The organism is Serratia sp. TSA_198.1, from assembly GCF_052686505.1.
In genome coordinates, this window is sequence record NZ_JBQZFP010000003.1 from 204,874 (window position 1) to 217,877 (window position 13,004).

The following is a 13,004-nucleotide window of genomic DNA, read 5'->3' on the forward strand; positions in this document are numbered from 1 at the left end:
ATTACTCACCTTTACTCTTTGCGCCTTTGCTCGCCGGCGACAGGAAGCCTTCCAGCACAATCATCGCCGCCCCCACGCAGATAAAGCTATCCGCCAGGTTGAAGGTCGGGTAGTGCCAGTTGCCCACATAAAAATCGATAAAATCGACCACGAAGCCGTGCCAAAGGCGATCAAACAGATTGCCTAGCGCACCGCCGATGATAAAAGCATAGGCGATATTGTTCAGCTTCTGTTGCGCCTGGCTGCGGTACATCATCACCAGCAGCACCGCCACGATGGCGACAGCGATACCGGCGAAGAACCAGCGCTGCCAGCCGCCGTGATCGGCGAGGAAGCTGAACGCGGCGCCGTAATTGCGCGCATAGAACAGATTGAACGACGGGATCAACGGCTGGGACTGGCCCAGCACGAAGTTACCGAGGATCCACTGCTTGCTGGCAAAATCCAGCGCCAGCACCACTACCATCACCCATAGCCAACGCAGGCCGGTCGAACAGATTGGTTTACTCATCAGGCACTTGTTCTCAGGCGTAGTTACGCTTTTCGCCGTCGCCGGCTACGTTGATCACACAGCGGCCACAGATGTCTGCGTGGTCCGCCACCAGGCCGATGTCAGTGGTGTAATGCCAGCAGCGCGGGCACTTCTCGCCTTCTGCAGTACTGAAGGCAATCTTCAGACCTTTCACCAGTTCCGACGCCTGCGCATCCGCCGGCGCATCGGCCAGAGGCGCAACGCGCGCCGCCGAGGTGAGCAGCACGAAGCGCAATTCGTCTTGCAGGCTAGTGAGGCGCTCAGCCAGCTCATTGTCGGCATACAGCGTGACCGCCGCTTCCAGAGAACCGCCAAGGCGCTTATCGGCCCGCGCTTGTTCCAGCACCTTGTTCACTTCGCCACGTACTTTCAGCAGTTCGGCCCAGAAGGCATCGTTCATGCTTTCGCCTTCGGCCAGACCGAACAGGCCGTCGTACCACTCTTCAGTGAACACGTACTGCGCGCGCTTGCCCGGCAGGAAGCCCCAGATTTCATCGGCAGTGAACGACATGATCGGCGCCATCCAGCGTACCAGCGCTTCCGCGATGTGGAACAGCGCGGTCTGGCAGCTGCGGCGGGCGATGCTGTCGCTCTTCGCGGTGTACTGACGATCCTTGATGATATCCAGATAGAAGGAGCCCATCTCGACCGAACAGAACTGCATCAGACGCTGCACCACTTCATGGAAATCGTAGTTGGCGTAAGCCTGCTCGATATCCTGCTGCGCCGCCAGCGCACGGCCGACCGCCCAGCGATCCAGCACCACCATTTCTTCCGGTGCCACGCAGTCGGTGCTCGGCTCGAACCCGTTCAGGTTGGCCAGCAGGAAGCGCGCGGTGTTGCGGATACGGCGGTAAGAATCGGCGGAGCGTTTCAGGATTTCATCGGAAACCGCAATCTCGCCGGTGTAGTCGGTAGACGCCACCCACAGACGCAGAATGTCGCCACCCAGCTTGTTCATCACGTCCTGCGGACTGACGGTGTTGCCGATCGACTTGGACATCTTGCGGCCCTGACCGTCAACGGTGAAACCGTGAGTCAGCACTTCTTTATAAGGCGCTTTGCCCTTCATGGCGGTAGAGATCATCAGTGATGACATGAACCAGCCGCGATGCTGATCGGAACCTTCCAGATACATGTCGGCGCCGTGGCCGTTGAACTCAGGGCGCACGTCCACTACCGAAGAGTGGGTCGAACCTGAGTCGAACCACACGTCCAGGGTATCGGGCACTTTCATGTAGTCGGCAGCGTCAGCGCCGAGGATATCGGCCGCGTCCAAATCCCACCAGGCCTGAATGCCGTCCTGCTCAACGCGTTTCGCCACTTCTTCTATCAGCTCTACGCTGCGCGGGTGCAACTGCTCAGTGTCTTTGTGCACAAACAGCGACATCGGCACGCCCCAGGTACGCTGACGCGAAATGCACCAGTCCGGGCGGTTGGCGACCATGGTTTCGATACGTGCCTGGCCCCATTCAGGGATCCATTGCACGCCTTTGATCTCTTCCAGCGACTGCTGACGCAGGCCTTTCTGATCCATGCTGATGAACCATTGCGGGGTAGCGCGGAAGATGATCGGCGTTTTGTGGCGCCAGCAGCAAGGATAGCTGTGAACCAGTTTTTCCACGTGCAGCAGTGCGCCTTTCTCACGCAACAGCTCAACGATCAGATCGTTGGCCTTGAACACGAACTTGCCGTCCAGCAGCGGGTAGGTGCCAGTCAGGTAGCAGCCGTTCGGCCCTACCGGGTTGGCCACTTCCAGGCCGTATTTCTGGCCGATCACGAAGTCGTCCGGGCCGTGGCCAGGCGCGGTATGCACCGCACCGGTACCGGCGTCCAGCGTGACGTGATCGCCGAGGATTGCCGGCACGTCGAAGCCCATGAACGGGTGTTCGAAGCGCAACAGCTCCAGATCGGCGCCCTTACAGCTGCCCAGCACGGTCCACGCGCTGATGCCGGCGCGTTTCATCACGCTCTCGACCAGTTCGGCCGCCAGGATCAGGCACTGACCTTCAACCTGTACCAGCTGATAAGCAAACTCTGGGTGCAGGGAGATAGCGCGGTTAGCCGGCAATGTCCACGGCGTCGTGGTCCAGATCACCAGAGAAACCGGGCCGTTAAAGTGGGTCACGCCAAATTTGGCCGCCACGGCAGCCGCGTCAACCGCGTGGAAAGCCACATCGATTGACGGCGAAGTTTTGTCGTAATACTCAACTTCCGCTTCCGCCAGCGAAGAACCGCAGTCGGTACACCAGTGCACCGGCTTGGCGCCTTTCAGCAGGTGACCGTTGCTGATGATTTTGCCCAGCGCGCGGATAATGTTGGCTTCGGTTTTGAAGTCCATGGTCAGGTACGGGTGATCCCAGTCGCCCAGTACGCCCAGACGGATGAAGTCTTTCTTCTGGCCTTCAACCTGCTCAGCGGCGTACTCGCGGCATTTCTGACGGAATTCCGCCGGCGTCAGTTTCTCGCCCGGCTTACCGTACAGCTGCTCTACTTTCAGTTCGATCGGCAGACCATGGCAGTCCCAACCCGGAATATAAGGCGAGTCGAAACCGGACATCCCTTTAGACTTGATAATGATGTCTTTGAGAATCTTGTTAACCGAGTGACCAATGTGAATGCTGCCGTTCGCATACGGAGGGCCGTCATGCAAAATGAAGGATTTTTTGCCCTTTTTGGCAGTACGAATCATCCCGTACAGATCCTGTTCATACCAACGTTGCAGCATGCCAGGTTCACGCTTGGCGAGATCGCCGCGCATCGGGAACCCTGTTTCCGGCAAGTTCAGGGTATTCTTGTAGTCACTCATTAGATTCTCGGTTCCGTTTTCGGCTATAGAGATTAAACCGGTGTCTGTAGCCCGAAGAACTTCCGGGCCGTCACCACATCATTGGCGATTTGCTGCTTCAGCGCATCGAGCGAAGCAAAACGCTGTTCATTGCGCAATTTCGCGCGGAGCACCACGTCAATATGGCGCCCGTAAAGATCCATTGTGACATCCAGCAGATGGACTTCCAGCTGCTGTCGCACGCCGGCAACGGTCGGGCGCGTGCCGATATTGGCCACGCCAGGGAGCGGTTCAGGGCCCAGACCATAAACATCCACCGCATAAACCCCTTTCACCGGCGCAACCAGGCGCTTCAGCGGCAGGTTGGCGGTTGGGAAGCCAATGGTGCGGCCCAGTTCATCGCCGTGCACCACCCGGCCAGAAATGCTGTACGGATGGCCCAGCAGCGTTTCCGCCTGCGCCAGGTCATCATCGCGCAGCGCATTGCGAATGGCCGTGCTGCTGATACGCTGATCGCCTTCGCGGAAGGTCGGCGTACTGATCACCTCAAAGCCGTATTCTTCTCCGGCTTTTTGCAATAACGGAAAATCGCCCTGGCGGGCTGCGCCAAAGCGAAAATCATCCCCGACCATCAGGAATTTCACGCCAAGCTTTTCCACCAGCAGTTCGGCGACGAACGCCTGGGCGGTGTTGGCGGCGAAACGCGGATCAAACTTGACGCACAGCAGGTAATCTACCCCCGCCTGTGCCAGGTATTTGGCCTTGTCACGCAAACGCGTGAGCCGGGCCGGCGCCTTGTCCGCTGCAAACATTTCCAGCGGCTGTGGCTCAAAGATCATGACCATCACGGGCAACCCCAGACGCTGCCCTTCTTGCTTCAGCTGCTCCAGCAACGCCTGGTGACCGCGGTGTACGCCGTCAAAGTTGCCGATGGTGAGCACGCAACCATGGTGACGTGCCCGGATATTGTGAACGCCGCGAATTAGCTGCATAGCTGGCTCAAAACAGTGGAAATCGCCGGATTATACCTTGTACAGCGGTTAAGGTTAACCCGCGATTGGTGCCTTTATGTAATAGACATACCATACCGGAGATAATCTGCAGGTGAAACGCCCAGACCGCAGTTTATCCGGTGCTATAAACGCGATTACCGACTACAGCCAATGGCTTGCGACCAAGGCGACAAATCATTGGCGAATTTTCTCGCGAAAGACTGTATTCCCATGACCGAAGCTGGTAAAATCCTGCGCCATCACAACGTAGCAAGTGCCGCCCGTACAAACGGCGCTTATTTGCACAAATTCATTGACAAACGCAGGCCAAAAGGGCATATTCCTCGGCCTTCGAATTGTCCTCAATAGAATATATTTGGGAGTTGGACCTTGGCTAATATCAAATCAGCTAAGAAACGCGCCGTACAGTCTGAGAAACGCCGCAAGCACAACGCTAGTGGTCGTTCAATGATGCGTACCTACATCAAGAAAGTAGAAGCGGCAATCGTAGCTGGCGACAAAGAAGTAGCACAAAACGCATTCAACGTAATGCAACCAATCGTGGACCGCAAGGCTGCTAAAGGTCTGATCCACAAAAATAAAGCAGCACGTCATAAGTCAAACTTGTCGGCGCGCATCAACGCAATGCAATAAGCATCGTGTTGTCTGCTTGATAAAAAAAACCGGCTCAGGCCGGTTTTTTTACGTCTGCAATACCCGTTCTATCTAGTAAGCAAACAGCGCCGAGAAATCCTTGTTGCACACCCTTTGTACCGCCGGATGCTGGATCATTCGCTCGGCAAAGATAATGTAGTACTCTTCCTGCACGCTATCTATACGCCCAATCTCCACCACGTCATCATCGTTATAAGTGTCCTGCGCATACAAAGTCGGCGCAACGAAGATCGCGTTGTGGTACATGCCAAATGTCTTCATCAGTGCAGCATCATCAAACTCGCCCAGAATCTCCACCTGGATACCCTGGGTGTTAAACCAGTTGAGCAGTTTACGCCCCAGCATCGAACGGCGGCCGGGGATCAACAGCTTGCGCTGCTCCAGACAAGCAGGGAACGGCAGGTCCGGCGCCGGCTGGCGGCAGAAGAAGCTAATGCCACACTCGCCCAGCTTGAGCGAAAACAACCCTTCCTGCTGGCTGGAATCCACCGGGCAGTCTGACAGAATCATATCCAGTTTGTGCTGGCTGAGCTGTTCCAACAGCATCTCATGCGTTGATTCAAAGCAACGCAGGTGGATTTGCTCGTTGTCCACCACCACCGCCGTTTCCAGAACCTGACTCACCAGACGTTTTGAAAGCGCATCCGCCACCCCCACGTCGAACAGCAGATTCGATTCTTTGCGATAGTTGACGATATCCAGCATTTCCTGGCTAAGCATAAACATCTTGTCAGCATAACGGAAAACCAGCTGCCCCAGCTCTGAAGGCACCAGCCCACGCCCCTGACGCTTGAACAGCTTGCCGTCCAAACGTTCTTCCAGCGCCTTGATCTGGCCGGTAATGGTCTGCGGCGTCAGAAACAACGCTTCGGCGGCACCGACCACCGAACCTTCTTTGCAGACCTGCCAGAAGTAGTAAAGGTGATTAAAGTTGATATGCGACATCCTCACGAGGTGCTCTCCTTAACGTTTCGCATCGGCAAAAGACCTGCCGTGATGAGCGATTAATGTCCTTGTAATGTTTCAGACAACCTGTTGCTGCATTCGTCCTAAACAGAATGGTCGAAGTTGAACATATTTTATACTGAACAACTCCGACCAGCTATTGTAGTGTGTCCCCATCAACAGGGGATCCCCTAAAGGAGTTATCTGACTCGAGGTAACGACAGACGCAACAGACCGTATCCCACGACCGCCGCGGTGGTGGAACCCATCAGGATACCCAGCCGCGAGTAGGTGCTTAATGCAACATCCGCATCGCCAAAAGCCAGCGAAGCGATGAAGATCGACATGGTGAAACCAATACCACAGAGCACAGAAACAGCAAACACCTGTTTGAAACCAATTCCTTCAGGCAGACGGGCAATCCCCAGCTTCACTGCAAGCAGGCTAAAAGTGAAGATACCCAAGGGTTTACCGATAAACAGCCCTGCTGTAATCCCCATTGGCAACAGCGAAGTCAGCCCGCTCAGCGACACGCCCTGCAATGAAACACCGGCGTTGGCAAAAGCAAACAGCGGCAGTATCAGGAACGCCACCCAGGGGTGCAGCCCATGCTCCAGCGTCTCTGACGGCGACGGCCCCTTTTTCACATGCAGCGGTATCATAAAGCCGACGATCACCCCAGCCAGCGTCGCATGCACCCCTGACTTGAGGATCGCCACCCACAACACCAGGCCGACAAACATATAGAGCGAGGTTTTTCCCACGCCGCGCCAGTTCATCAACGCCAGCACGGCAATGGAAGCCGCAGCCACGCCCAGCGCCGTCATCGACACTTCATGGGTATAGAACAGCGCGATAATCACGATCACGCCCAGGTCGTCGATAATCGCCAGCGCCAACAGGAACACCTTCAGGCTGGTGGGAACGCGGTTCCCCAACAGCGCCATAACCCCAAGGGCGAACGCAATATCGGTTGCCGCCGGGATTGCCCAGCCCTGACGGGTGACCTCATCCGCGCCGTTGAACATCAAATAAATCAGCGCCGGCGCCAGCATACCGCCCAACGCGGCGATCGCCGGAAATACCGCCTTGTCACGCCCGGCCAATGAGCCTTCCATCAACTCACGCTTAACTTCCAGCCCGACCACCAGGAAAAAGATCGCCATCAGGCCATCGTTAATCCACAGCAACAAGGGTTTGCCAACCTCCAGCGAGGAGATTTTCACCATGACAGGTAAATCGAGAAAAGCGTGATAAATCCCCTGAGCCGGGGTGTTGGCCATGATCAACGCGATAATCGCGGCCACAATCAGGATAATGCCGCCCGCGGCTTCCTGACGTAAAAACTGACGAATAATGTTGGTCACAATACGTCTCTCCACAGCATTGCGGGGCTTATAGAAACCGCCCCTCAGACAAAGTAATGGAATGAGTATAGACGCCGTTTTAACTCGATAAAACACGTTTATAAATGCTATTAACATCGTAAAAACCGAGTAATTAACGATGTAAGTCACATTCTAATGAGGGGACGTTGAGATCCGAAAATCAATAAAAAACCCCGGATTCGACGCCGGGGTTTTATGCATTACGCTAACGTAAACAGCAGGTTAACGCGTCAGGTCGTCAAAGAACTTTTTCACGCCGTCGAAGAAGGTCTTCGAACGCGGGCTGTTTTTGTCGCCGGATGGGCCACCAAGGCTCTCTTCCAGCTCTTTCAACAACTGCTTCTGCTTGTCGTTAAGGTTAACCGGGGTCTCCACCACCACGCGGCACAGCAGGTCGCCCTGGCTGCCGCCACGCACAGATTTGACGCCCTTGCCGCGCATGCGGAACAGTTTGCCGGTCTGGGTTTCCGCAGGTACCTTCAGCTTCACGCGGCCATCCAGCGTCGGCACTTCAATCTCGCCGCCCAATGCTGCCATCGCGAAGTTAATCGGCACTTCACAGTACAGGTTATTGCCTTCACGCTCGAAGATCGGGTGCGCTTTCACCTGAACCTGAACGTACAAATCCCCCGCCGGTGCGCCATGCTCACCCGCTTCACCCTCACCCGCCAGGCGGATGCGGTCGCCGGTATCTACGCCGGCCGGGATTTTCACCGACAGCGTTTTGGCTTTCTCTACCCGGCCGTGGCCGTGGCAGCTGTTGCAAGGATCTTTAATGATCTGACCGCGGCCATGACAGTGCGGACAGGCCTGCTGCACGGTAAAGAAGCCCTGGCGCATTTGCACCTGGCCCTGACCATGACAGGTCGGACAGGTCACCGGCGAACTGCCGGGCTTCGCGCCGCTGCCGTGACAAACGCCACACTCTTCCAGCGTCGGGATGCGGATCTCTTTGGTAACGCCACGAACCGCTTCCTCGAGGGAGAGCTCCATGTTGTAGCGCAGATCGGAACCGCGGCTGGCGCGCTGACGGCGGCCACCACCAAAGATGTCGCCGAATACGTCGCCAAAGATATCGCTGAAGTCGGCGCCGCCGCCGCCAAACCCGCCACCACCACCCATACCGCCCTGTTCAAAGGCGGCATGGCCGTACTGATCGTAGGCCGCGCGTTTTTGAGCGTCGGTCAGGACCTCGTAGGCTTCCTTAACCTCTTTAAATTGGGCTTCGGCGTCTTTCTCCTGGTTGCGGTCAGGATGGTATTTCATCGCCAGGCGCTTATACGCCTTTTTTATCTCACGCTCTTCCGCCGTCTTGGAGACGCCGAGAATCTCGTAATAGTCTTTCTTCGCCATTATTTCTCTTACCCTTAACATGCGTGCACGGGCGTAGAGTTGCCTCGACGCCCGTGCTGGTTTCCAGTAACGGCCTGACGGCCGTTACGTGCCCGCTTAAGGGCGATTATTTCTTGTCTTTAACTTCTTCGAACTCAGCGTCAACCACGTCGTCGTCTTTCTGCGCCGCGTTGTCAGCACCGGCATCAGCACCTTGCTGAGCCTGCTGCGCCTGAGCCATTTCCAGCAGCTTGCCGGAAACCTGCACCAGCGCCTGGGTCTTGGCTTCGATCTCGGCTTTGTCTTCGCCTTTAACCGCCACTTCCAGATCTTTCAGCGCCGCTTCGATAGCCGTTTTGTCTTCCGCCGGCAGTTTGTCGCCCGCTTCTTCCAACTGCTTACGGGTGCCGTGGATCAGGTGATCGGCCTGGTTACGGGTCTGCACCAGCTCTTCGAACTTACGGTCAGCTTCGGCGTTCAGTTCGGCATCACGCACCATTTTCTGGATTTCTTCTTCGTTCAGACCAGAAGAAGCCTTGATGGTGATTTTCTGCTCACGGCCGGTATTCTTGTCTTTGGCAGACACGTGCAAAATACCGTCGGCGTCGATGTCGAAGGTCACTTCGATCTGCGCCATACCGCGTGGAGCAGCCTGGATGCCGTCCAGGTTGAACTGGCCCAGTGACTTGTTATCGTTAGCGCGTTTACGCTCACCCTGCAGCACATGGATGGTTACCGCAGACTGGTTGTCTTCAGCGGTAGAGAACACCTGGCTGTGCTTGGTCGGGATGGTGGTGTTTTTGGTGATCAGCGGAGTCATCACGCTGCCCATGGTTTCGATACCCAGCGACAGCGGGGTAACGTCCAGCAGCAGAACGTCCTTCACATCACCGGCCAACACGCCGCCCTGTACCGCAGCACCTACCGCAACGGCTTCGTCCGGGTTAACGTCTTTACGCGGTTCTTTACCGAAGAAATCAGCGACTTTCTTCTGAACCATTGGCATACGGGTCTGACCGCCTACCAGGATCACGTCCTGAATGTCGGAAACCGACAGGCCTGCGTCTTTCAGCGCAACTTTCAGTGGCTCGATGGAACGAGCAACCAGATCTTCAACCAGCGACTCGAGTTTGGCGCGGGTCACTTTGATGTTCATGTGTTTCGGGCCGCTCGCGTCTGCCGTGATGTACGGCAGGTTGACGTCGGTCTGCTGAGCGGAAGACAGCTCAATCTTCGCTTTCTCTGCGGCTTCTTTCAGACGCTGCATTGCCAGCGGATCTTTACGCAGATCCATGCCCTGTTCTTTCTTGAACTCTTCAACCAGATAGTTGATCAGACGGCTGTCGAAGTCTTCGCCACCCAGGTGGGTATCACCGTTGGTTGCCAGAACTTCGAAGGTTTTTTCGCCGTCAACGTCGTCGATTTCGATAATGGAAATATCGAAAGTACCGCCGCCCAGGTCATAAACCGCGATGGTGCGGTTGCCGACTTCTTTGTCCAGGCCGTAAGCCAGAGCTGCAGCAGTCGGTTCGTTGATGATGCGTTTTACTTCCAGACCTGCGATACGGCCGGCGTCTTTGGTCGCCTGACGCTGTGCGTCGTTGAAGTAGGCAGGTACGGTGATAACCGCTTCAGTTACCGGTTCACCCAGGTAATCTTCCGCCGTTTTCTTCATTTTCTTCAGCACTTCAGCAGAAATCTGCGGAGGCGCGATTTTCTGGCCTTTCACTTCAATCCAGGCGTCGCCGTTATCCGCGGCCACGATTTGGTACGGCATGATGTCTTTATCACGCTGTGCTTCTTCGTCCTGGAAACGACGGCCAATCAGGCGCTTGATCGCAAACAGGGTATTTTGTGGGTTAGTCACAGCCTGACGCTTAGCCGGCTGACCAACCAGAATCTCACCGTCTTGGGTGTAGGCGATAATAGAAGGAGTTGTGCGGTCGCCCTCGGCGTTTTCCAGCACGCGCGCCTTACCACCATCCATAATTGCTACGCAGGAGTTGGTAGTCCCCAGGTCGATACCAATAATTTTGCCCATCTAAACGTCTCCACTAATAAATTCATAATCGGTCAGGTTGCTAACCTATATGCGGGCGATTTTTTGCTTTTCAACTGCCCGCTATCTCAGTCTTTCCCGCGGTCAGCAACTGCGGTTGCAAATAAGATGGGGCCATCCCACTCAGCATCAAGGGGCAAGGTGAAAAAAATTTCTTTTTTATCGTCACTCAGATCATTGTTTCCTGCTCAGGGGATCATTATGATGCCGCGCGCTCTGATGGAAGTTACGGTTTTTTCGGCCATTCAGACCATTTATGAATTTACTTAGCTATTTCCGTTAATTTTCTGTTATCGCAGAGGACATATGCACACCAACAAGTTGGCAAATCCCGGCCCTCTCGGCCTGATGGGCTTCGGGATGACCACCGTCTTGCTGAACCTGCACAACGCGGGCTTTTTCCCACTGACTTCCGTCATCATCAGCATGGGGATTTTCTTCGGTGGCCTGGCCCAGATTATGGCCGGCCTGCTGGAATACAAGAAGGGCAACACCTTCGGCATGACCGCCTTTATCTCTTACGGCAGCTTCTGGCTGAGCCTGGTCGGCATTCTGCTGCTGCCACGCCTGGGCCTGGCCGAACCGACCGACGCTACCGTTCTGGGCATTTACCTGGCGCTGTGGGGCGTTTTCACCCTGTTCATGTTCTTCGGCACGCTGTGCGCCAATCGTGCGTTGCAATTCATCTTTGCCAGCCTGACGCTGCTGTTCGCCCTGTTGGCGATTGGCAACATCACCGGCAACCATGCGCTGCTGACCTTTGCCGGTTATGAAGGGGTGATCTGCGGCGCCAGCGCCATTTACCTGGCCATGGCGGAAGTGCTCAACGAGCAGTTTGGCCGTACGGTGCTGCCGATTGGCGCAGTGACTGCCAAAGGTGCGGAGCCTGTTCCGGCGACGGCGTAATGGCCTTTGGCCTGAAACAAAAAACCCTGCGTCGCAGGGTTTTTTTTTAGCTGTAGGAACCGGCGCGTTGCACCTTGGTTTCGCTGTTTAAATCGCGGTGCAGGTAGATGCCCAGCAGAAGCCCGATACCGGACAACGCCAGCACGTAGTAAGCGGGGGCTAACGGGGTTAACTTCATGATCAGCGTGACAAATATGGGGGTTAAACCGCCAAAAATAGCGTATGCGACATTGTATGAGAACGAAATCCCGGTAAACCGCACTTCTGCCGGGAAGGCTCGCACCATCACATAAGGCACCGCACCCACTACCCCCACGCTGAAGCCTACCAGGGCATAGCAAGCAAACAGCATTTCCGGGTGTACGCCCACCGTCTGATAGAACAGCCAGCTGCAACCGGCCAGCAATAGACTGCCGACGATAAAGGTTTTGCTGGCGCCAAAGCGATCCGCCGACAGCCCGGCGGCAATGCAGCCGGCAATCAGCATAATGGTGGCGATGCTGTTGGCCTGCAGCGACAGCGCCGGGGCGATGCCAAACTGTTTTTGCAGGTAGGTTGGCGTCATCAGAATGACCACCACGATACCCGCGGACAGCAACCAGGTGAGCAGCATAGACACCGCCACTTCCTTGCGATGATTAAGCACCACGGATTTTAGCGGCAGCTCCTTGGCCAGCGCTTTGCGCGCCTGCATCTCGATGAAAATGGGCGTTTCCTGCAGCCAGCGCCGCAAATACATCGCCACCAGCCCGAAGATGCCACCGAGCAAGAACGGGATACGCCAGCCGCCGTCGAGAATGGTCTGTTGGCTCAAGGTGGTGTTGATCACCGTCGCGACCAGCGACCCCAGAAGGATGCCGACGGTCAGGCCGGCGGTCAATGTGCCACAGGCGAAGCCGATACGGCGGCGCGGCACATGCTCGGCGACAAATACCCAGGCGCCCGGCACTTCACCGCCAATCGCCGCCCCTTGCAACACACGCATCAACAACAGTAACAGCGGTGCGGCAATGCCGATATTGGCGTAAGTGGGCAACAGGCCCATCGCCAGCGTCGGCAACGCCATCAACAGAATGCTCAGGCTGAACATTTTTTTGCGACCAACCCGATCGCCGAAATGCGCCATCACGATGCCGCCCAGCGGCCGGGCCAGATAACCGGCGGCGAAGATACCGAAGGTCTGCACCTGTCGCAGCCATTCCGGCATGTCCGCCGGGAAAAACAGCTCGCCCATCACCGCGGCAAAGAAGACGAAAATGATGAAGTCATAAAACTCCAACGCACCGCCGAGGGCAGCCAACGTCAGAGTTTTGTAGTCTTGCCGGTTTAACCGGCGATTATTGTCGTGAGGCATAGGGTACCGTCGGAAAAGGCTGTAGAAATAAAA

General features: G+C 56.0%; 10 protein-coding genes. 2 read left to right on the forward strand and 8 right to left on the reverse strand.

Annotation, left to right across the window (positions count from 1 at the left end; genetic code table 11):
• Nucleotide 1 precedes the first annotated feature (1 nt).
• Genes lspA through ribF form a run of 3 tightly spaced genes read right to left on the reverse strand, consistent with a single transcriptional unit; the run spans nt 2 to nt 4,312 of the window.
• Complete coding sequence (lspA, locus tag ACUTSW_RS15565) at nt 2–511, reverse strand: signal peptidase II (protein WP_445584811.1); 510 nt, start codon at nt 509–511, stop codon at nt 2–4.
• A 13-nt stretch (nt 512–524) separates the two neighbouring features.
• Complete coding sequence (gene ileS / locus ACUTSW_RS15570; protein WP_445584812.1) at nt 525–3,341, reverse strand: isoleucine--tRNA ligase; 2,817 nt, start codon at nt 3,339–3,341, stop codon at nt 525–527.
• Nucleotides 3,342–3,373: 32 nt separating this feature from the next.
• Nucleotides 3,374–4,312 carry a bifunctional riboflavin kinase/FAD synthetase gene (gene ribF, locus ACUTSW_RS15575; RefSeq protein ID WP_004950032.1) on the reverse strand — a complete coding sequence of 313 codons (939 nt, stop codon included), beginning with the start codon at nt 4,310–4,312 and terminating at the stop codon, nt 3,374–3,376.
• 390 nt (nt 4,313–4,702) lie between these two features.
• On the opposite strand from ribF, the gene rpsT reads away from it, so the two are divergent.
• A complete protein-coding gene (gene rpsT / locus ACUTSW_RS15580) occupies nt 4,703–4,966 on the forward strand; it encodes a 30S ribosomal protein S20 (protein WP_006317535.1) in 264 nt (87 codons plus the stop codon).
• Nucleotides 4,967–5,038: 72 nt separating this feature from the next.
• Here rpsT and nhaR read toward each other — a convergent pair whose 3' ends face one another.
• The 4 genes from nhaR to dnaK form a co-directional block, all read right to left on the reverse strand.
• On the reverse strand, nt 5,039–5,938 hold the full coding sequence (gene nhaR / locus ACUTSW_RS15585) for a transcriptional activator NhaR (RefSeq protein ID WP_004950031.1): 900 nt from the start codon (nt 5,936–5,938) through the stop codon (nt 5,039–5,041).
• A gap of 194 nt (nt 5,939–6,132) precedes the next feature.
• Nucleotides 6,133–7,299 (reverse strand): Na+/H+ antiporter NhaA, encoded by a 1,167-nt coding sequence (nhaA, locus tag ACUTSW_RS15590; RefSeq protein ID WP_062869594.1) that lies wholly within the window; start codon nt 7,297–7,299, stop codon nt 6,133–6,135.
• A gap of 243 nt (nt 7,300–7,542) precedes the next feature.
• The gene (dnaJ, locus tag ACUTSW_RS15595; protein WP_006323543.1) at nt 7,543–8,673 is read right to left on the reverse strand and encodes a molecular chaperone DnaJ; all 1,131 of its coding nucleotides are present in this window, start codon (nt 8,671–8,673) and stop codon (nt 7,543–7,545) included.
• 106 nt (nt 8,674–8,779) lie between these two features.
• Nucleotides 8,780–10,693: a molecular chaperone DnaK gene (gene dnaK / locus ACUTSW_RS15600; RefSeq protein ID WP_004950026.1), complete on the reverse strand. Its 1,914-nt coding sequence runs from the start codon at nt 10,691–10,693 to the stop codon at nt 8,780–8,782.
• A gap of 324 nt (nt 10,694–11,017) precedes the next feature.
• Between dnaK and satP the strand changes: the two genes are divergently transcribed.
• A complete protein-coding gene (gene satP / locus ACUTSW_RS15605; protein WP_062869592.1) occupies nt 11,018–11,617 on the forward strand; it encodes an acetate uptake transporter in 600 nt (199 codons plus the stop codon).
• A 46-nt stretch (nt 11,618–11,663) separates the two neighbouring features.
• Here satP and ACUTSW_RS15610 read toward each other — a convergent pair whose 3' ends face one another.
• On the reverse strand, nt 11,664–12,971 hold the full coding sequence (locus ACUTSW_RS15610; protein ID WP_004950009.1) for an MFS transporter: 1,308 nt from the start codon (nt 12,969–12,971) through the stop codon (nt 11,664–11,666).
• Between the last annotated feature and the right edge of the window lie 33 nt (nt 12,972–13,004).

Bases quoted from the DNA above. Each gene is read 5' to 3' on its own strand.
- ACUTSW_RS15610 (WP_004950009.1), bottom strand. From the start codon at position 12,971: ATGCCTCACGACAATAATCGCCGGTTAAACCGGCAAGACTACAAAACT.
- ribF (WP_004950032.1), bottom strand. From the start codon at position 4,312: ATGCAGCTAATTCGCGGCGTTCACAATATCCGGGCACGTCACCATGGT.
- lspA (WP_445584811.1), bottom strand. From the start codon at position 511: ATGAGTAAACCAATCTGTTCGACCGGCCTGCGTTGGCTATGGGTGATG.
- dnaJ (WP_006323543.1), bottom strand. From the start codon at position 8,673: ATGGCGAAGAAAGACTATTACGAGATTCTCGGCGTCTCCAAGACGGCG.
- ileS (WP_445584812.1), bottom strand. From the start codon at position 3,341: ATGAGTGACTACAAGAATACCCTGAACTTGCCGGAAACAGGGTTCCCG.
- dnaK (WP_004950026.1), bottom strand. From the start codon at position 10,693: ATGGGCAAAATTATTGGTATCGACCTGGGGACTACCAACTCCTGCGTA.
- satP (WP_062869592.1), top strand. From the start codon at position 11,018: ATGCACACCAACAAGTTGGCAAATCCCGGCCCTCTCGGCCTGATGGGC.